The organism is Burkholderia sp. BCC0405 (genome assembly GCF_902833075.1).
GTDB lineage: Bacteria > Pseudomonadota > Gammaproteobacteria > Burkholderiales > Burkholderiaceae > Burkholderia.
On the sequence record NZ_CADFEO010000007.1, the window covers coordinates 314,979 to 333,170 of the forward strand.

The window sequence follows — 18,192 nt, forward strand, 5'->3', positions numbered from 1 at the left end:
AATCCATCCCTTCCGGCGTGCCGCGCGTCGCGCTGCTGCCTGCATGGTGGAGACAACCCCGATGAGTTTCACCTACGACGAACGGATCGACGGCCCGCTGGCGACCGTCGGCCGCGACACACTCGTCGCCGCACTGCACGCGGCGGCGCCCGGCCTCGACGTGCTGCACGAACGCGAGGCGCTCAAGCCGTTCGAATGCGACGGCCTCGCCGCATACCGCACGGTGCCGCTCGCGGTCGTGCTGCCCGACACGGTCGACGAGGTGCGCGCGGTGCTGCGCGTCGCGGCCGCGCTCGGCGTGCCGGTGGTCGCGCGCGGCGCGGGCACCGGTCTGTCGGGCGGCGCGATGCCGCTCGAAAAAGGCCTCCTGCTCGTGATGGCGAAGTTCAACCGGATTCTCGACATCGACCCCGATGCCGGCATCGCGCACGTACAGCCCGGCGTGCGCAACCTTGCGATCTCGCAAGCGGCGGCGCCGTACGGCCTCTACTACGCCCCTGATCCGTCGTCGCAGATCGCGTGCTCGATCGGCGGCAACGTCGCTGAAAACGCGGGCGGCGTGCACTGCCTGAAATACGGCCTCACCGTGCACAACATCCTGAAGGTCGAGATCCTGACGATCGACGGCGACACGCTCACGCTCGGCGCCGATGCGCTCGACGCACCCGGCTTCGACCTGCTCGCGTTGTTCACCGGCTCGGAAGGGATGCTCGGCATCGTCACGGAAGTCACCGTGAAACTGCTGCCGAAGCCGCCGAGCGTGAAGGTGCTGATGGCGAGCTTCGACGATGTCGCTCAAGCCGGCGCGGCGGTCGCGACAATCATCGGCGCGGGGGTGATCCCCGGCGGCCTCGAAATGATGGACAACCTCGCGATCCGCGCGGCGGAGGATTTCATTCACGCGGGCTACCCGGTCGACGCACAGGCGATCCTGCTGTGCGAACTCGACGGCTCGCCGACCGACGTCGACGAAGACGCCGAACGCGTCGCCGCGCTGCTGCGCGACGCGGGTGCAACCGAGATCCGCGTCGCGCGCGACGAAGCCGAGCGCCAGCGCTTCTGGGCCGGCCGCAAGAACGCATTCCCCGCGGTCGGCCGCATGTCGCCCGACTACTACTGCATGGACGGCACGATCCCGCGCCGCGCGCTGCCGCGCGTGCTCGAAGGCATCGCCGCGCTGTCCGCCGAATACGGGCTGCCGGTCGCGAACGTGTTCCACGCGGGCGACGGCAACATGCACCCGCTGATCCTGTTCGATGCGAACCGGCCCGGCGAACTCGACCGCGCGGAAGCGCTCGGTGGACGGATCCTCGAGCTGTGCGTCGCGGCAGGCGGCAGCATCACCGGCGAGCACGGCGTCGGGCGCGAGAAGATCAACCAGATGTGCGTGCAGTTCAACGCCGACGAGATCACGTTCTTCCACGCGGTAAAGGCCGCATTCGATCCGCACGGCCTGCTCAATCCCGGCAAGAACATCCCGACGCTGCACCGCTGCGCCGAATTCGGCGCGATGCACGTCCATCACGGCAAGCTGCCGTTTCCCGAACTGGAGCGCTTCTGATGCGACGTGACATCGAATCGATCGACGACAGCGCGGCGCTGGTGGCCCAGGTCGACGCGGCGATCCACGAGCGCCAGCCGCTGCACATCCGCGGCGCCGGCACGAAGGCGTTCCTCGGCCGCCCCGTCGAAGGCCGCACGCTCGACGTGCGCACGCATCGCGGCGTCGTGTCGTACGACCCGACCGAACTCGTCGTCACCGCACGCGCGGGCACGCCGCTCGCCGCACTCGAAGCGATGCTCGACGCGGCCGGCCAGATGCTGCCGTGCGAGCCGCCGTCGTTCGGCGGCGCGGCAACGGTCGGCGGCATGTTCGCGGCGGCGCTGTCGGGCCCGCGCCGCCCATGGGCCGGCGCGGTGCGCGACTTCGTGCTCGGCTGCCGCGTGATCACCGGCCACGCGAAGCACCTGCGCTTCGGCGGGGAGGTGATGAAGAACGTCGCGGGCTACGACGTGTCGCGATTGCTCGCGGGCAGCTTCGGCTGTCTCGGCGTCGTGACCGAGGTATCGCTGAAGGTGCTGCCGAAGCCGCGTGCGACGTGCGATCTTGCGTTGCCGCTTGCCGTGGACGAAGCCGTGCAGCGCATCGCCGCGTGGCGGCGGGCGGGGCTGCCGCTCGCGGGCGCATGCCACGCGGACGGCGTGCTGCGCGTGCGGATCGAAGGCGGCGAGGGCTCGGTGAAGGCCGCGCGCGACACGATCGGCGGCGAGCGCATGGACGATCGCGACGATGCGTTCTGGGCACGGCTGCGCGACCTCGCGCTGCCGTTCTTCGACGATCCGCGCCCGCTGTGGCGCGTGTCGGCGCCGGCCGCCGCGCCGCTCGACGCATTGCCCGGCGCGCTGCTTGCCGACTGGGGCGGCGCACAGCGCTGGCTGAAGAGCGACGCCGCACCGGTCGACGTGCAGCGGCTCGCCGCGCAATGGGGCGGTCACGCGAGCTGCTTCACCCCGGGCACGACGCGCGAGCCGTTCCAGCCGCTGCCGCCCGCGTTGTTGCGCGTGCATCGGCAGCTCAAGGCGCGGCTCGACCCGCACGCGATTTTCAATCCAGGCCGGCTGTACGCCGACTTCTGACGCGAACCCGACCCCGACCCGCCGATGCAAACCAATCTCAGCGAAGCAAGCAAGGCCCTCGCCCGGGCCGACGAAGCGGAAGCGATCCTGCGCGCGTGCGTGCACTGCGGCTTCTGCAATGCGACCTGCCCGACCTACCAGGTGCTCGGCAACGAGCTCGACGGGCCGCGCGGGCGCATCTACCTGATCAAGCAGCTGCTCGAAGGCGAGCCGTGCGGCGAGCGTACGCAGCAGCATCTCGACCGCTGCCTGACGTGCCGCAACTGCGAGACGACCTGCCCGTCCGGCGTGCGCTATCACACGCTGCTCGACATCGGCCGCGCGGAAGCCGAGAAGCGCGTGCCGCGGCCCGCGCGCGAGCGCCTGCTGCGCGCGGGGCTGCGGCATGTCGTGCCGCGCCCGGCGGCGTTCGCCGCGTTGCTGAAGGCCGGCCGCGCGCTGCGCCCGCTGCTGCCCGGCACGCTGCGGGACAAGATCCCGGCGGCCGTGCCCATGGCCGCACCGCGCCCGCCCGTGCGCCACGCACGGCGCGTGCTGATGCTTGAAGGCTGCGTGCAGCCGTCGCTGTCGCCGAATACCAACGCGGCCGCCGCGCGCGTGCTCGACCGGCTCGGCATCGGCGTGAGCCCGGCGCGCGAAGCCGGCTGCTGCGGGGCGACCGAATACCACCTGAACGCGCAAGATGGCGGCCTCGCCCGCGCGCGCCGCAATATCGACGCCTGGTGGCCCGCGATCGAAGCAGGTGCGGAAGCGATCGTGCTGACGGCGAGCGGCTGCGGCGCGTTCGTCAAGGAATACGGCGACCTGCTGCGCTCCGACCCCGTCTATGCGGAAAAGGCGCAACGGGTCAGCGCGCTCGCACGCGATCTCGCCGAGGTCATCGCGGCCGAGCCGCTCGACGCGCTGGCCGGGTCGGCGCCACGCCGCATCGCGGTGCACTGCCCGTGCACGCTGCAGCACGCACAGCGTCTCGGCGGCGCGGTCGAACGCATCCTGACGCGGCTCGGCTTCGATCTGACGAATGTCGCCGACGGCCATCTGTGCTGCGGCTCGGCCGGCACGTATTCGCTGACGCAGCCCGAACTCGCGACGACACTGCGCGACAACCGGCTCGACGCGCTCGAAGCCGCGCGGCCGGACCTGATTGTCACGGCGAACGTCGGCTGCCAGACTCACCTGAACGGCGCGGGCCGCACGCCTGTGCGCCACTGGATCGAGCTCGTCGACAACCCCCTCGTCAACTGACCTGATTCCGGAGGAATGCCATGCAGACGAAACCCGAACTCGAACTCGCCGATGCGGACCGCATGCTCGCCGCCGCCCGCGCGGAAGCGGAACGCCACGGCTGGGCCGTGTCGATCGCCGTCGTCGACGACGGCGGCCACCTGCTCGCGTTCGCGCGGCTGAACGGCGCATCGCCGGCCAGCACCTACCTCGCGCAGGACAAGGCCCGCGCGGCGGCGCTCGGCCGTCGCGAGACGAAGGCGTATGAGGATATGATCAACGGTGGCCGCACCGCGTTTCTCAGCGCGCCGCTGACGGGGTTGCTCGAAGGCGGCGTGCCGGTCACGGTCGGCGGCCGGATCGCGGGCGCGATCGGCGTGTCTGGCGTAAAGTCCGAACAGGACGCGCAGATCGCCCGCGCCGGCACACAAAGCGTCGTGGCATAGGAGAGGGCCTGTTCACGCTAATAACGGGCTTGCGCTGGCCACCAGAAGGGCCGAGCGCAAGGATTGTGACGAAGCGAATACTCGACGTATTCGCAAGGAGCATGACGCAGCGATCGGCCCTTCTGGTGGCCAGCCCCACAAATGATTTTTTCCGATCAGGGGAACGAGCCTTGCCGGCCGCATTGCGGCGTCGCGCGTCGCTTGTTTGGCTCGGCCAAACGGCGCTCCTTGCTCCTTGCACTACGACCGGCAAGGCTCGTTCGCAAGCCCGTTATTAGCGTGAACAGGCCCTCTAGCCGCGCGCGATTTTTTCCCCGGGAGGATTAACGATGATCGACCAAGCAGGACTGCAAGTCGCGCCAGCGCTGAGCCAGTTCATTGAAAACGAAGCGTTGCCGGGCACCGGCATCGACAAGGCCGCGTTCTGGAGCGGTTTCTCGGCCCTGGTGCACGACCTGGCGCCGCGCAACCGCGAGCTGCTCGCGGAACGCGACCGCCTGCAGCAGGAACTCGACACCTGGCACCGTGCGCACCCCGGCCCCGTGCGCGACCACGCCGCGTATCGCGCCTTCCTCGAACACATCGGCTACCTCGTGCCGGTCCCGTCGAACGTCGCGGCAGCCACCGCGAACGTCGACAGCGAGATCGCCACGCAGGCCGGCCCGCAGCTCGTCGTGCCGCTGTCGAACGCGCGCTACGCGCTGAACGCCGCGAACGCCCGCTGGGGCAGCCTGTACGACGCGCTGTACGGCACCGATGCGCTGCCTGAAGACGGCGGCGCCGAGCGCACCGCGACCTACAACCCGACGCGCGGCCAGCGCGTGATCGACTACGCGCGCAACGTGCTCGACAACGCGGCGCCGCTCGCGAGCGGCTCCCACCGCGACGCGCTGCGCTACCGCGTGCAGGACGGCCAGCTCGCCGTCGAAACCGCCAAGGGCATCGTGGGCCTCGCGCAGCCGGCGCAGTTCGTCGGCTACCAGGGCGCGGCCGGCGCGCCGTCCGCGATCCTGCTGAAGCACAACGGCCTGCACCTCGAGATCCAGATCGACGCGTCGACGCCGATCGGCCGCGCCGATCTCGCGAACGTGAAGGACGTCGTGCTCGAAGCCGCGGTCAGCACGATCATCGACTGCGAGGATTCGGTCGCGGCGGTGGACGCCGACGACAAGGTCCAGCTCTACCGCAACTGGCTCGGCCTGATGCAGGGCACGCTGGCCGAGGAAGTCGCGAAGGGCGGCAAGACCTTCACGCGCCGCCTGAACGCCGATCGCGAGTACACCACGCCCGCCGGCGGCACGCTGTCGCTGCACGGCCGCTCGCTGCTGTTCGTGCGCAACGTCGGCCACCTGATGACCAACGGCGCGGTGCTCGACCGCGACGGCAACGAGATTCCGGAAGGGATTCTCGACGGCGTCGTCACGGTGCTGTGCTCGCTGCACGACCTGAAGGCGAAGCGCAACTCGCGCACCGGCTCGATCTACATCGTGAAGCCGAAGATGCACGGCCCGGTCGAAGTCGCGTTCGCCGATACGCTGTTCGCGCGCATCGAGGATCTGTACAACCTGCCGCGCAACACGCTGAAGATGGGCATCATGGACGAGGAGCGCCGCACCAGCGTGAACCTCGCCGCGTGTATCGCCGCGGCCGCCGCCCGCGTGGCGTTCATCAACACCGGCTTCCTCGATCGCACCGGCGACGAGATGCATACCGCGATGGAAGCGGGCCCGATGATCCGCAAGGGCGACATGAAATCGTCCGCGTGGATCCAGTCGTACGAGCGCAACAACGTGCTCGCGGGCCTGTCGGCCGGCCTGCGCGGCCGCGCGCAGATCGGCAAGGGCATGTGGGCGATGCCGGACCTGATGCACGCGATGCTCGAGCAGAAGATCGCGCACCCGCGCGCCGGCGCGAACACCGCATGGGTGCCGTCGCCGACCGCCGCGACGCTGCACGCGCTGCACTACCACCTCGTCGACGTGCAGGCCGTCCAGCAGGAACTCGAGAAGACGCCGTACGCGAGCGAACGCGACGCGCTGCTCGAAGGCCTGCTGACCGTGCCGGTCGTCGAGCGCGCCGAGTGGAGCGAGGCCGAGATCCTGAGCGAAGTCGAGAACAACGCGCAGGGCATCCTCGGCTACGTCGTGCGCTGGGTCGAACAGGGCGTCGGCTGCTCGAAGGTGCCCGACATCCACGACGTCGGCCTGATGGAAGACCGCGCAACGCTGCGCATTTCGAGCCAGCACATCGCGAACTGGCTGCGCCACGGCGTGATCACCGAGGCGTTCGTGCTCGACGTGTTCAAGCGGATGGCGCGCGTCGTCGACCAGCAGAACGCCGGCGACCCGAACTATCGCCCGATGGCGCCCGACTACGACCAGTCGACCGCGTTCAAGGCCGCGTGCGCGCTCGCGCTGCAGGGCACGTCGCAGCCGAGCGGCTATACCGAGCCGCTGCTGCACCGGTTCCGCCTCGCGTTCAAGGCGCAGCAGCACGGCGGGTAAGCGCAGGCGTGCTTCACGAAACGGGCGGCCGCAACGGCCGCCCGTTTTCATATTCGGGTTCGCCCGGCCGTTGAAACGGATAATCGGCGCATATCGCCTGCCTTCATTTTTCGCGAACGCGTGCCTTAACCGGATGGACTCGACGGCGGCATGCCGCGCGCCACGGCCCTTTATGCCGCGAAGCCTTGCGCCACAACGCTCTGCCCGGGATTCGCAAACACCGGGGTACACGGTAATTTGATCGGGATCAACCGTCCGCAACATTTCTCGCGCGTGCGAACGCCCGCGTTATACTCCGTTGAATTCGCGTTGCCCGATTCGTCGGATCGTTGAATCGGCGCAGATGTCACCAGTGAATATTTGATTTACCGGTATATCTGGCCGAGATTACCGATAATCGGCGTCCATTTTCTTCGCCGGGCGGCACGAAGGCGTCGAAATGGCCGCGTCACGGATCGCCGCCCGCACGTCATACGAACAATCGCATCGGCCCGCCTCCCGGCGGCAATGCCCCCTCGATCCACGGGACCATGGCAGAAACCGACTACGCAGTGCCCAGCGAATCCGGCCTGACGAGCCGTGTCGCCGCTCATCTGCGCCGGTTCCTGCTGCCGCACCTGATCTTCTATACCGGGCTGCTGATCGCGCTGGTCCTGCTGTTCCTGTGCGGGATCGTGCTGTACGAAGGCCGCATCGACGCACGCGACCGCTCGGCCGCGATGCAGCAGAATCTTGCGCTGATGGCGTCGTGGGACATCGAGCGCAACATCGAGATCTATTCGCTGTCACTGCAGGCCGTCGTGGAAGGCGAGAACGACCCCGAGGTCGTCAAGCTGCCGATGCCGCTGCGCCGCCAGGTGCTGTTCGACCGTGCGACGACCGCCAAGTACCTCGGCGGCATCTATGTGCTCGACGCGAAGGGCGACATCGCGGTCGATGGCAAGAGCGACGTGCCGCGCAAGGCCAACTTCGGCAACGAACCGTACTTCACCGTGCACCGCGACCACCCCGACGCCGGCCTGTACGTCAGCCCGCCGTATCATTCGCGGCTGCGCGGCGGCTCGCCGAGCATCGCACTCAGCCGGCGGATCACGAAGCCCGACGGCTCGTTCGGCGGCGTCGCCGTCATGTCGATCCGGCTCGAATATTTCCAGGACCTGTTCTCGCGCCTGTCGCTCGGCGATCGCGGCTCGATCGCGCTGATCAACACGGACGGCCTGATGCTCGCGCGCGAACCGTACGATCCGAAGATCGTCGGCCGCGACATCAGCCGCGCCAGCACGTTCCGGCATTTCATGACCGCCAGCGAAGGCAGCTTCGACGATACCGCGTCGATCGACGGCGTGCGACGCCTGTACGTGTTCCGGCACCTCGATCACCTGCCGCTCATCGTCATGGTCGCGCGGTCGGAAGCGGACACCTACGCCGCCTGGTACGACCGTGCGATTCCGATCGGCTCCGCGATGGTCGCGCTCGCGATCGGCTTCGTCGGCCTGTCGCTGCTGCTCGACGTGCAGCTGCGCAAGCGCCATCGCGCGGAAACGGAGCTGCAGGCGCTCGCGCGCACCGACGGCCTCACGGGTCTCGACAACCGCCGGATGCTCGACGTCACGCTCGCGCGCGAATGGCGCCGCGCCGCGCGCTCGCAGCATGCGCTGTCGCTGCTGTTCATCGACGTCGATTACTTCAAGCGCTACAACGACACGCAGGGCCACCAGGCCGGCGACGACGCGCTCGCCGCGGTCGGCCACTGCATCGCCGGCTGCCTGCGCCGCCCGGCCGACTATGCGGCGCGCTACGGCGGCGAGGAGTTCGTCGTGGTGCTGCCCGACATCGACACCGACGGCGCGGTGACGATCGCCGAGACGATCCGCACCGGCATCCTCGATCTCGGCATCCGGCACGACGCCGGCGTCTCCGGCCGCCTGACGGTGAGCATCGGCGTGACGACGAGCTATCCCGAACTCGACGACAACATGCAGGCCGCGCTGAAGCTCGCCGACGATGCGCTGTATCGCGCGAAGGAAGGCGGGCGCAACCGCATCGTCGTACTGACGCCCGCGCCCTCCGACGATCTCGAGTCGCGGCGCGCCTGAGCGGCGGCGGGGCGGCCCCCCCCCCCGGTCGCAGCCGCCCGCGTGCAAAATCGCCGACAATGTCGCCTCGACACGCCGCCGCACGGCTGACGCGCCTGGCCGGTCCGCGCCGGTGCGCGGCCGCTTCGCACCACCATGAGACTCAAGGCAAAGATCTTCCTTCTGGCCATCGTGCCGTTCCTGCTCGCGATCGCCGGCATCGGCTTCGGCGTGCGCCAGCAGGCGACGTCCCTCGCGCGCACGCAGCACGCGACGATCCAGGCCGCGTACCTGTCGAGCAAGGAAGTCGAGCTGAAGCACTACGTCGAGCTGGCGACGAGCGCGATCATGCCGCTCTACGACGCGAGCGGCCGCAACGCGCGCGACGACGCGCTGCTGCGCATGCAGGCGCTCGCGATGCTGCAGAAGATGGATTTCGGCCCCGACGGCTATTTCTTCGTGTACGACCTGCACGGCAATTCGCTGATGCATCCGCGCGAGCCCGAGCGGGTCGGCCACAACTACTGGTCGATGCGCGACCCGCAGGGCGCGCTGACGATCCAGAAGCTGATCGGCGCGGCGTCGAGCGGCGGCGGCTACGTGCGCTACGCATGGCAGCGGCCGTCGACGGGCCGCGTCGCGCCGAAGCTCGGCTACGTCGTCGCGCTCGAGCGCTGGGGCTGGATGGTCGGCACCGGCATCTATCTCGACGACGTCGACACCGCGCTGCAGCGCATCGACGCGCGCGCTTCCGCGAACATCGAGCGCACGATGAGCTGGCTCACCGCGATCGCGCTCACCGGCGCGGCGGCGATCGCCGTGTGCGCGCTGGTGCTGAACGTCAGCGAGTCGCGCAGCGCCGACGCGAAGCTCAAGCTGCTCGCGCAGCGTGTGGTCGAATCGCAGGAGCAGGAGCGGGCACGGCTGTCGCGCGAGCTGCATGACGGGATCAGCCAGATGATGGTGTCCGCGAAGCTGATGCTCGAATCCGCGCTCGCACGTTTCGAACGCGGCTCGGCGCGCGTGCCCGAGGCCGAGCAGGCGCTGGCTTCAGGCGTCGGGCGGCTCGGCGACACGCTGCGCGAAGTGCGCCGCATCTCGCATGCGCTGCGTCCGTCCATGCTCGACGACCTCGGCCTCGCAGCCGCGCTCGAACAGCTTGTCCGCGAGCTCGGCGCCGAAAGCGGCATCGACATCGGCTATACGCAGGTTGCGCACAGCGGCGCACGGCCGCTGCCCGAAGCCGTCAACACCGCGCTGTTCCGGATCGCCCAGGAAGCGCTCAGCAACATCGTGCATCATGCGCAGGCGTCGCGCGCGGCCGTCACGCTCGACGTCGGCGCACAATCCGTCGTGCTGACCATCGCCGACAACGGCTGCGGCTTCGACGCCGAACGCTCGCAGGCCGACGCGCGCCGCGGCATCGGCCTGCGCAACATGCGCGAGCGCCTCGATGCGCTCGGCGGCATGCTGACGATCTCGTCGCAGGTCGGCCACACGATCGTCGCCGCGCGCGTGCCGCTGCCCGGCGCCGCGTCGTGACGCACCCCATGACAGGAGACCTTTCACGCATGAGCGCCCCCGACACCGCCCGGCCCGTCGCCCGACTGCTGCTCGTCGACGATCACCCGCTCGTGCGCGACGGCCTGCGGATGCGGCTCGAAGCGGCCGACTTGTCCGTGGTCGGCGAAGCCGGCAACGCCGACGAGGCGCTCGCGCTCGCCGCGTCGCTCGAACCCGATCTCGCGCTGATGGACGTCGGCATGAACGGGATGAACGGCATCACGCTCGCGGGCGTCTTCCACGAGCGCTTTCCGGGCATCCGCGTGCTGATGCTGTCGATGCACGACAACATCGAATACGTGACGCAGGCCGTGCGCGCCGGCGCGAGCGGCTACCTGCTGAAGGATTCGCCCGCGAGCGAGATCGTGCGCGCGATCGGCGCGGTGCTGGCCGGCCAGACGTTTTTCAGCGAAGGGCTCGCCGCGCGGATGATCCACGCGAGCGCGACCGCATCGCCGCTTGACCGGCTCACGCCGCGCGAACGCGACATCCTCGACGCGCTGGCGGAAGGGCTGTCGAGCAAGCAGATCGCGCAACAGACGGGGCTGTCCGTACGCACGGTCGAGACGCACCGGCTCAATTTGAAGCGCAAGCTGGAAATCGAAGGGCAGGCCGAGTTGATCAAGTTCGCGGTCGAGCATCGGCGCAGATAGGACGCCATTCCGGTTGCGCACGTCACGCGCAAGTCGGCTTCCAATTTCATAGTTGTCCAATCGACTTCACCCCGAGGGCGATGGAATCCTTTCGCTTGCCGGAACGCGCATCGTGCTCGTGTTTCGCATGACGTCTGCATGACCGGCACATACGGCGTGCCCGCACCGAAGCCGGCGCCCGAGAGCTAATGCCGTTCAGTCAAACTGAACAGCATTTTTTGCTGGCGGTATCGCGAAGTGACAATTGTTCATCTTACGAATCGTTGACGCCGGTACGATTCGCTTCGTCCAAGTGTAACCGGGCCGAAAACACAATATTCGGTCGCGTGATGCCTTTTCGGGTTGCCGTTGGATGTCGCGTCGCGCTATCGAACGGATAGCGCGTCGGCGTCGTATCTCCATTCAGATCGCTTCTTTCAGAAACCAGAAACCATGCAAACCAAACTCATTACCGCCGTGTTGTTCGTGGCTGCAGCCACTGCGTCGCAAATCGCATCCGCAGCCGACGGCACGATCACGTTCAACGGCACCGTGCTCGCGCAAACCTGCACGATCAACGGCAACGGCAGCGGCTCGAACAACTTCAACGTCCCGCTGCAATCGGTGTCGACCAGCGCGCTGGCCGCCGCAGGCCAGTACGCCAACCGCACGCCCTTCAACATCTCGCTGACGGCCTGCACGCCGGCATCGGGCACCGTCCACGCCTACTTCGAGCCGGGTCCGACGGTCGACACCGCCACCGGCAACCTGGTCCTGGCCGCCGGCGGCGCGACCAACGTCGAGATCCAGCTGCTGAACGGCGACGGCAGCTATTCGCCGATCAAGATCGGTGCGGCCGACGCCTCGCAAAACTCGAAGGCCGTCGCAATCAGCTCGGCCGGCGCCGCCACGCTGAACTACTACGCGCAGTACCTCGCGACCGGCGCTGCAACAGCGGGCGCGGCGACGTCGAGCGTGATGTACTCGCTCGTTTATCAGTAATCAATCATTTAGTTATACGTAGCAGATGGAGTGGGGCGGCACGACGTCGCTCCACCCGTCGCGCTCGCTACCGGCATCGATCCCCATCATGAAGCTTCGAAAAACACTCCGGCGCGCGATCGCCACCGCGTGCGTCGCATCGCTCGGCTACCTGGCGACACCTGCCGTTGCATCGGTAGTGATCGGCGGCACGCGCGTGATCTATGGCGCGAGCGAGTCCGAGGTCACGCTCAAGCTGTCGAACGCCGGCCAGTCGCCTGCGCTCGTGCAGTCGTGGGTCGATGCAGGTGACGTGCGCAGCGCGCCGTCCGCGATCAAGGTGCCCTTCACCGTCACGCCGCCGATCGCGCGGATCGATCCGTCCAAGTCGCAGACGCTGCGCATCGTCTACACCGGCGAGCCCATGCCGCAGGATCGCGAGTCGGTGTTCTGGCTCAACGTGCTCGAGGTCCCCCCCAAACCGGGCGCGGCCGACGCGGACATGAACCATATCCAGCTCGCGTTCCGTTCGCGCATCAAGCTGTTCTATCGTCCGGAAAAACTCAAGGGTTCATCGGCCGATGCGCCGGCGCAACTCACCTGGCGGCTCACGCAGGCCGACGGAAAACCGGCCATCGAGGCGCACAACCCGACGCCGTTCCATGTGTCGTTGACCCTGATCAGCGTGCAGTCGGGCGGACGCAGCGCGATCTTCGACGATGGCGGCATGGTCGGGCCGGGCGAGACGCGCGCCTTCCCGCTGAAGGGCGACGTGCCCGGCGCGGCCGGCGCCAGCGTGCATTACACGGCGCTGAACGACTACGGCGGCTCGGTCAGCGGCGAGACGCCATTGCGGTCCGGCCCCGCGGCGCCGCCGCGATGATGCGCGGCTGACCCCTTCCATTGCGCGAGGCGCGGGTAGCGCGCCACGTCCTTTCCATGGCAAGACCCAGCATGCCCGCCCGGGCAGGGCGCAGGCTTGCCCACGCTCGGGTGCCTATCGTGATCCAACGTCTTTCCAGTTTGCCGTCATTCATGCGCTGGCGCCCACGCCCGTGCTTCCTGCTCGCGCTGTCGATGTTCGCATCGACCGGCACGATGGCGGAGACCACCAGCGCCACGCAAGTGGCGGAAGTCCAGTTCGACGACCTGTTCCTGCAGCGCCCGGGCGGCGCGCGGGTGGACGTCAGTCGCTTCGCAAAGGGCAATGTGGCGGCGCCGGGTTCATATCGCGCCGACCTGTACGTCAATACGAACTGGATCGGCCGCGCCGAAATCACGCTGCGCCAGGTGGGCGACAGCCGGAACAACGTCCAGCCCTGCTTCGATCGCGAGCTGTTGCAGCAGGTCGGGGTGGATCTCGCAAAGCTGTCGCCCGAAGCGACGCACAAGTTGACGGACGCGAACCATGCCTGCGCGACGATCGGCATGCTGGTGCCGGACGCCGTCGCCACCTTCGACAATGGCGAGCAGCGGCTCGACGTCAGCATCCCGCAGGCCTCGCTGAGCCGCGCGGCGCGCGGCTACGTGGATCCGCGCTACTGGGACGAGGGCGTGCCGGCCGCGCTGCTGTCGTACAACGGCAACCTCTACCGCGCCGACAACCAGGGCGCCTCGTCGACCCAGGCCTACCTGGGCCTGACCGCCGGCCTGAACGCCGGGCCCTGGCGCTTCCGCCACAACGGCAACACCACCTACGACACGCACGGCGGCACGCACTACCAGAGCGTGCAGACCAGCCTGCAGCGCTCGATCGCGCGTCTGAAGGCGCAGCTCGTGATCGGCGACGCGTTCACCGACGGCACGATGTTCGACAGCGTGGGCTTTCGCGGCGTGCGGATCGCCAGCGACGAGCGCATGTATCCGGAATCGCAACGCGGCTATGCGCCGACCATCCACGGCATCGCCAACAGCAATGCGCTGGTGCAGGTGCGCCAGAACGGCAACATCATCTACAGCGCCAACGTCGCGACCGGCCCGTTCGAGATCGACGATCTCTACGCGACCGGTTATGGCGGCGACCTCGACGTCATCGTGACCGAAGCCGATGGCAGCATCCACACCTTCAAGGTGCCGTACGCGTCGGCCGTCAGTTCGCTGCGGCCCGGCATCACGCGTTTCAGCGTGACGGCCGGCCAGTACCGCAGCCCGCTGCTGTCGAGCAAGCCGGCGCTGTTCCAGGCGACCGTGCAGCACGGTTTCACCAACCTGATCACCGGCTACGGCGGCATGACCGCCGCGCCCGGCTACCTGGCAGGGCTGGTCGGCGCCGCACTCAACACCGGGCTGGGCTCGTTCGCGTTCGACATCACGCAGGCCAACACCGATCTGCCCGGCATCGGCACGCGCCACGGCCAGAGCGTGAAGCTCTCGTACAGCAAGCTGATCAGTCCGACCAATACCAATATCGCGGTGGCCGCGTACCGCTATTCGAGCAGCGGCTACCTGGGCCTGCAGGACGCCATGCAGTTGCGCGGCCAGCAGACGGGCGGCGTGAACGGCCTGCTGTCGGGCGGCGTACGTCGCGGTCAGTTCCAGGTCATGCTGAACCAGGGCCTGCCGGAAGGCTGGGGCTCGTTCTACCTGTCGGGCTCGACCGTCAACTACTGGAATCGCGGCGGCAACGACACGCAGTTCCAGGCCGGCTACAACAACAATTTCCGGCGCATCAACTACGGCGTGTCGGCCGCGCGCCAATTCGACGCGACGCAAAACCGCTGGGACAACCGGTTCATGCTGAACGTGTCGATTCCGCTGAACCTCGGTTCGCGCACGTTGTACTCGTCGACCAGCCTGCAGCACGACAGCCATGGCGCGACCCTGGTCCAGCAGTCGCTGACAGGCTCGCTCGGCGTCGACAACGCGCTCAGCTACGGCGTGAACGTCGGCCGTACCAGCGGCGGCGGCGCCGGGGCGACCGTCAACATGGGCGGCAACGTGTCCTACATGTCGCCTTATGCGACCTTCTCGGGCAATGCATCGAAGGGCACCGGCTTTACGCAATACGGCGGCGGCATCTCGGGCGGCATGGTGGCCTATGCCGGCGGCCTGGCCTTTGCGCCGGCCATGGGCGAGACGATGGCGATCGTCGAGGCCAAGGACGCGAACGGCGCGCGCGTGACGGCCGGCAGCGGCCTGCGCATCGATTCGTTCGGTCATGCGCTGGTGCCGAGCCTGACACCGTTCTCGACCAACGAGGTGGAGATCGATCCGAAGGGTGTGCCGATGAGCGTCGAGCTGAAATCCAGCGCGCAGCACGTCGCGCCGACCGCGGGCGCGGTGGTGCGGCTGAAGTACGAAACCGAGGGCGGCGGGCGCGCGGTGATCATGCGCGCGCGCATGAGCGACGGCGAGCCGGTTCCGTTCGGCGCGGAGGTGAGCGATGCAACGGGGCAGAGCGTCGGCACAGTGGCGCAGGATGGCCGCATCGTGCTGCGCGGCTTGAAAGCGGATACCGGCACGCTGAAGGTGAAGTGGGGCGATACGGATGACGAAATATGTTCGCTCTCCTACACGTTACCGGCGGCAAGCAAGACGAACAGGCAACGCTGGATCGATGCGGAGGCGGTATGCACGAAATGAGCGAAGCGGATGCGATGAACCTGGGAAAGAAGACGAACGAGAACGAAAAGCCGGCCGCGATGCGCAGGCAAACCAAAGCTGCGCATGGCGTGAGCCGTCTGGCATTCTGGCTGCTGACGCTGCTGGCACTGATGCTCGGCTTGGGTACACATCCCGTGTTCGCCGCGGGAACCATCAGTTGCTCGGGAACGGCGCAGACGGTGGCGCTGTCGATGCCGGTCTCGGTGACGATTCCGCGCGATGCAGCGGTCGGCACCCTGCTAACCGGCTGGTTCAGTACCTCGAACGCTCCCAACTACTACACGTGCACGGTATCGGGTGTGGTTGTCGCCGGCATGGTCTTTGAACCGCAGTCGCTGACCAAGGCCGGCATGACCGTGGCCTCGCCGAATGGTGGAACCTATACGGTCTGGAATACCAATGTGCCTGGCGTCGGTGTCGCGATCGGCGTGACGACGTACGCGAACCAATGCGGAACTCAGGCCTGGATCGATCTTGCCAGCTCGACTTCTTCGCAGATCCCGCTCCCATGGGCAGGCTGGGTCTGCAACACGAGCGGCACGGTTACGTCGATCACCAACGGCGGCCAGATCCAGGCGGCGCTGGTCAAGACCGGCCCCGTCACGGCAGGCACGGTGACGGGCGGCGTGATGGTCGTGGGAGCGTCAGCAACGGGCACCGGCGGTAGCGCCCCATATACGGTCGCCGCCTCGCCCCTCATGTCGTTCTCGCTCACCCCGACCATCGTCAACGTCTCGGCGTGCACCACGCCGAACGTGACGGTCAACATGGGTTCACCCCTGCAGTCTGAATTCACGGGCATCGGCTCGACCAACAAGCAGGCCGTCTCGTTCAACGTGGCGGTCAACGCCTGCCCGACCGGCCTGAACGCGATCCAGTACCAGTTCATCCCGGTCAATGCCGTACTCGACGCCACCAACGGCGTGCTGGCGCTGTCGAGCGGGTCGACGGCCACCGGCATCGGTCTGCAACTGAAGGACGGCAACGGCAATGCGCTGAAATACAACACGCAGTACACGCTGACGAGCTACAGCAGTACGACAGGCGGCTCCTACACGATCCCGCTCACGGCCCGGTACTACCAGACGGCCGCCAGCGTGACGCCCGGCAGCGCGAACGCGGTGCTGACCTTCACCATGACGTATCAATAGGCACTGCGTATCAGGTTTTGACGTATGCGGAGGCGGTACGGACGCAATGAGCAAGCGAATGCGATGGACCAGGTAAAGATCATGAAACGGAACGAGAAGCCGGCCGAGACGCGCGGGCAGACGAAATCGGTGCGAGGCCCGGGCCGCCTCGCGTTCTGGCTGCTCACGCTGGCAGTGCTGATGCTCGGTTTGGGCGCACGTCCGGTGTTCGCCTCGAGCATAAGCTGCTCGGGAACGGCTCAGACGGTGGCACTGACGATGCCGGCGTCGGTGACGGTCCCGCGCGACGCTGTAGTCGGCACCCTGCTGACCGGCTGGGCCAGTACGCCGAACGTCCCCAATTTCTACACTTGCGCGGTGTCGGGTACGGCGGCCGCGGGTATGGTCTTCGAACCGCAGTCGCTGACCAAGGCCGGCATGACCGTGGCCTCGCCGAATGGTGGAACCTATACGGTCTGGAATACCAATGTGCCTGGCGTCGGTGTCGCGATCGGCGTGAGTACTTACGCGAACGGTTGCGGAAGCCTGCCCTGGAAGGATCTCGGCGTGCCGTCTGCGCCGTTCCCCAGCCCGTGGACGGGGAACGCCTGCAACGCAAACGGAATTGTTACTTCGATCAGTAATGGCGGTATGGTGCAGGCGGCGCTGGTCAAGACCGGCCCGATCACGGCGGGCACGGTGACGGGCGGCGTGATGGTCGTGGGGGCGTCAGCGACGAGCACGGGCGGCAACGTGTATACGGTCGCCGCCTCGCCTCTCGTGTCGTTTTCGCTGACCTCGACCATCGTCAACGTGGCGGCGTGCACCACGCCGAACGTGACGGTCAACATGGGTTCACCCCTGCAGTCGGAATTCACGGGCATCGGCTCGACCAACAAGCAGGCCGTCTCGCTCAACGTGGCGGTCAACGCCTGCCCGGCAGGCCTGAACGCGATCCAGTACCAGTTCATCCCGGTCAATGCCGTGCTCGACGCCACCAACGGCGTGCTCGCGCTGTCGAGCGGTTCGACGGCCACCGGCATCGGCCTGCAACTGAAGGACGGCAACGGCAATGCGCTGAAATACAACACGCAGTACACGCTGACGAGCTACAGCAGTGCGACGGGCGGCTCCTACACGATCCCGCTCACGGCCCGGTACTACCAGACGGCCGCCAGCGTGACGGCCGGCAGCGCGAACGCGGTGCTGACCTTCACCATGACGTATCAGTAGGCCGCGCACAGCGGGCCTTGATGTGTGCGGAGGCAGCCTGGACTTGAGCATGCACGCCCGGACATGCGGTCACGCCGGCCGTTCGACTGCTCTCCGGGCGCCCTGGGTAAAAGACAAGGGCGCCCGAGGGCGCCCTTCGTACTTCCGGATTCGGGACCGCGCAG

13 protein-coding genes are annotated in these 18,192 nt (G+C 67.7%); all 13 read left to right on the forward strand.

The window, feature by feature from the left end; genetic code table 11:
* Nucleotides 1–61 precede the first annotated feature (61 nt).
* The 13 genes from glcD (at nt 62) to HWX36_RS14520 (ending at nt 18,028) form a co-directional block, all read left to right on the forward strand.
* Nucleotides 62–1,561, forward strand: coding sequence for a glycolate oxidase subunit GlcD (gene glcD, locus HWX36_RS14460; protein WP_175952759.1), 1,500 nt, complete (start codon nt 62–64; stop codon nt 1,559–1,561).
* Nucleotides 1,561–2,637 (forward strand): glycolate oxidase subunit GlcE, encoded by a 1,077-nt coding sequence (gene glcE, locus HWX36_RS14465; RefSeq protein WP_175952760.1) that lies wholly within the window; start codon nt 1,561–1,563, stop codon nt 2,635–2,637. Before glcD ends, glcE begins: the two co-directional genes overlap by 1 nt.
* A gap of 24 nt (nt 2,638–2,661) precedes the next feature.
* On the forward strand, nt 2,662–3,882 hold the full coding sequence (glcF, locus tag HWX36_RS14470) for a glycolate oxidase subunit GlcF (RefSeq protein ID WP_175952761.1): 1,221 nt from the start codon (nt 2,662–2,664) through the stop codon (nt 3,880–3,882).
* A gap of 20 nt (nt 3,883–3,902) precedes the next feature.
* On the forward strand, nt 3,903–4,307 hold the full coding sequence (locus HWX36_RS14475) for a heme-binding protein (RefSeq protein ID WP_175952762.1): 405 nt from the start codon (nt 3,903–3,905) through the stop codon (nt 4,305–4,307).
* A gap of 329 nt (nt 4,308–4,636) precedes the next feature.
* Nucleotides 4,637–6,811 (forward strand): malate synthase G, encoded by a 2,175-nt coding sequence (locus tag HWX36_RS14480; RefSeq protein ID WP_175952763.1) that lies wholly within the window; start codon nt 4,637–4,639, stop codon nt 6,809–6,811.
* Between the two features lie 530 nt (nt 6,812–7,341).
* A complete protein-coding gene (locus HWX36_RS14485; protein WP_175952764.1) occupies nt 7,342–8,907 on the forward strand; it encodes a sensor domain-containing diguanylate cyclase in 1,566 nt (521 codons plus the stop codon).
* Between the two features lie 135 nt (nt 8,908–9,042).
* Entirely contained in the window at nt 9,043–10,428 is a 1,386-nt protein-coding gene (locus HWX36_RS14490; protein ID WP_175952765.1) for a cache domain-containing protein, read from the forward strand.
* 29 nt (nt 10,429–10,457) lie between these two features.
* Nucleotides 10,458–11,102 carry a response regulator transcription factor gene (locus HWX36_RS14495; protein WP_043186307.1) on the forward strand — a complete coding sequence of 215 codons (645 nt, stop codon included), beginning with the start codon at nt 10,458–10,460 and terminating at the stop codon, nt 11,100–11,102.
* A 432-nt stretch (nt 11,103–11,534) separates the two neighbouring features.
* Nucleotides 11,535–12,083 (forward strand): fimbrial protein, encoded by a 549-nt coding sequence (locus HWX36_RS14500; RefSeq protein ID WP_175952766.1) that lies wholly within the window; start codon nt 11,535–11,537, stop codon nt 12,081–12,083.
* Nucleotides 12,084–12,171: 88 nt separating this feature from the next.
* Nucleotides 12,172–12,945 carry a fimbria/pilus periplasmic chaperone gene (locus HWX36_RS14505; RefSeq protein WP_175952767.1) on the forward strand — a complete coding sequence of 258 codons (774 nt, stop codon included), beginning with the start codon at nt 12,172–12,174 and terminating at the stop codon, nt 12,943–12,945.
* Between the two features lie 152 nt (nt 12,946–13,097).
* Nucleotides 13,098–15,644, forward strand: a complete 2,547-nt coding sequence (locus HWX36_RS14510; RefSeq protein ID WP_244136422.1) for a fimbria/pilus outer membrane usher protein — start codon at nt 13,098–13,100, stop codon at nt 15,642–15,644.
* Nucleotides 15,632–16,816, forward strand: a complete 1,185-nt coding sequence (locus HWX36_RS14515; protein WP_175952768.1) for a fimbrial protein — start codon at nt 15,632–15,634, stop codon at nt 16,814–16,816. The genes HWX36_RS14510 and HWX36_RS14515 overlap by 13 nt, the downstream gene beginning before the upstream one ends.
* An 81-nt stretch (nt 16,817–16,897) precedes the next feature.
* Nucleotides 16,898–18,028 (forward strand): fimbrial protein, encoded by a 1,131-nt coding sequence (locus HWX36_RS14520; protein WP_175952769.1) that lies wholly within the window; start codon nt 16,898–16,900, stop codon nt 18,026–18,028.
* The last annotated feature ends 164 nt before the right edge of the window (nt 18,029–18,192 follow it).

What these genes read in the sequence shown, in the direction of transcription:
- glcD (WP_175952759.1), top strand. Translation starts at nt 62, where the DNA reads ATGAGTTTCACCTACGACGAACGGATCGACGGCCCGCTGGCGACCGTC.
- glcE (WP_175952760.1), top strand. Translation starts at nt 1,561, where the DNA reads ATGCGACGTGACATCGAATCGATCGACGACAGCGCGGCGCTGGTGGCC.
- glcF (WP_175952761.1), top strand. Translation starts at nt 2,662, where the DNA reads ATGCAAACCAATCTCAGCGAAGCAAGCAAGGCCCTCGCCCGGGCCGAC.
- HWX36_RS14475 (WP_175952762.1), top strand. Translation starts at nt 3,903, where the DNA reads ATGCAGACGAAACCCGAACTCGAACTCGCCGATGCGGACCGCATGCTC.
- HWX36_RS14480 (WP_175952763.1), top strand. Translation starts at nt 4,637, where the DNA reads ATGATCGACCAAGCAGGACTGCAAGTCGCGCCAGCGCTGAGCCAGTTC.
- HWX36_RS14485 (WP_175952764.1), top strand. Translation starts at nt 7,342, where the DNA reads ATGGCAGAAACCGACTACGCAGTGCCCAGCGAATCCGGCCTGACGAGC.
- HWX36_RS14490 (WP_175952765.1), top strand. Translation starts at nt 9,043, where the DNA reads ATGAGACTCAAGGCAAAGATCTTCCTTCTGGCCATCGTGCCGTTCCTG.
- HWX36_RS14495 (WP_043186307.1), top strand. Translation starts at nt 10,458, where the DNA reads ATGAGCGCCCCCGACACCGCCCGGCCCGTCGCCCGACTGCTGCTCGTC.
- HWX36_RS14500 (WP_175952766.1), top strand. Translation starts at nt 11,535, where the DNA reads ATGCAAACCAAACTCATTACCGCCGTGTTGTTCGTGGCTGCAGCCACT.
- HWX36_RS14505 (WP_175952767.1), top strand. Translation starts at nt 12,172, where the DNA reads ATGAAGCTTCGAAAAACACTCCGGCGCGCGATCGCCACCGCGTGCGTC.
- HWX36_RS14510 (WP_244136422.1), top strand. Translation starts at nt 13,098, where the DNA reads ATGCGCTGGCGCCCACGCCCGTGCTTCCTGCTCGCGCTGTCGATGTTC.
- HWX36_RS14515 (WP_175952768.1), top strand. Translation starts at nt 15,632, where the DNA reads ATGCACGAAATGAGCGAAGCGGATGCGATGAACCTGGGAAAGAAGACG.
- HWX36_RS14520 (WP_175952769.1), top strand. Translation starts at nt 16,898, where the DNA reads ATGAAACGGAACGAGAAGCCGGCCGAGACGCGCGGGCAGACGAAATCG.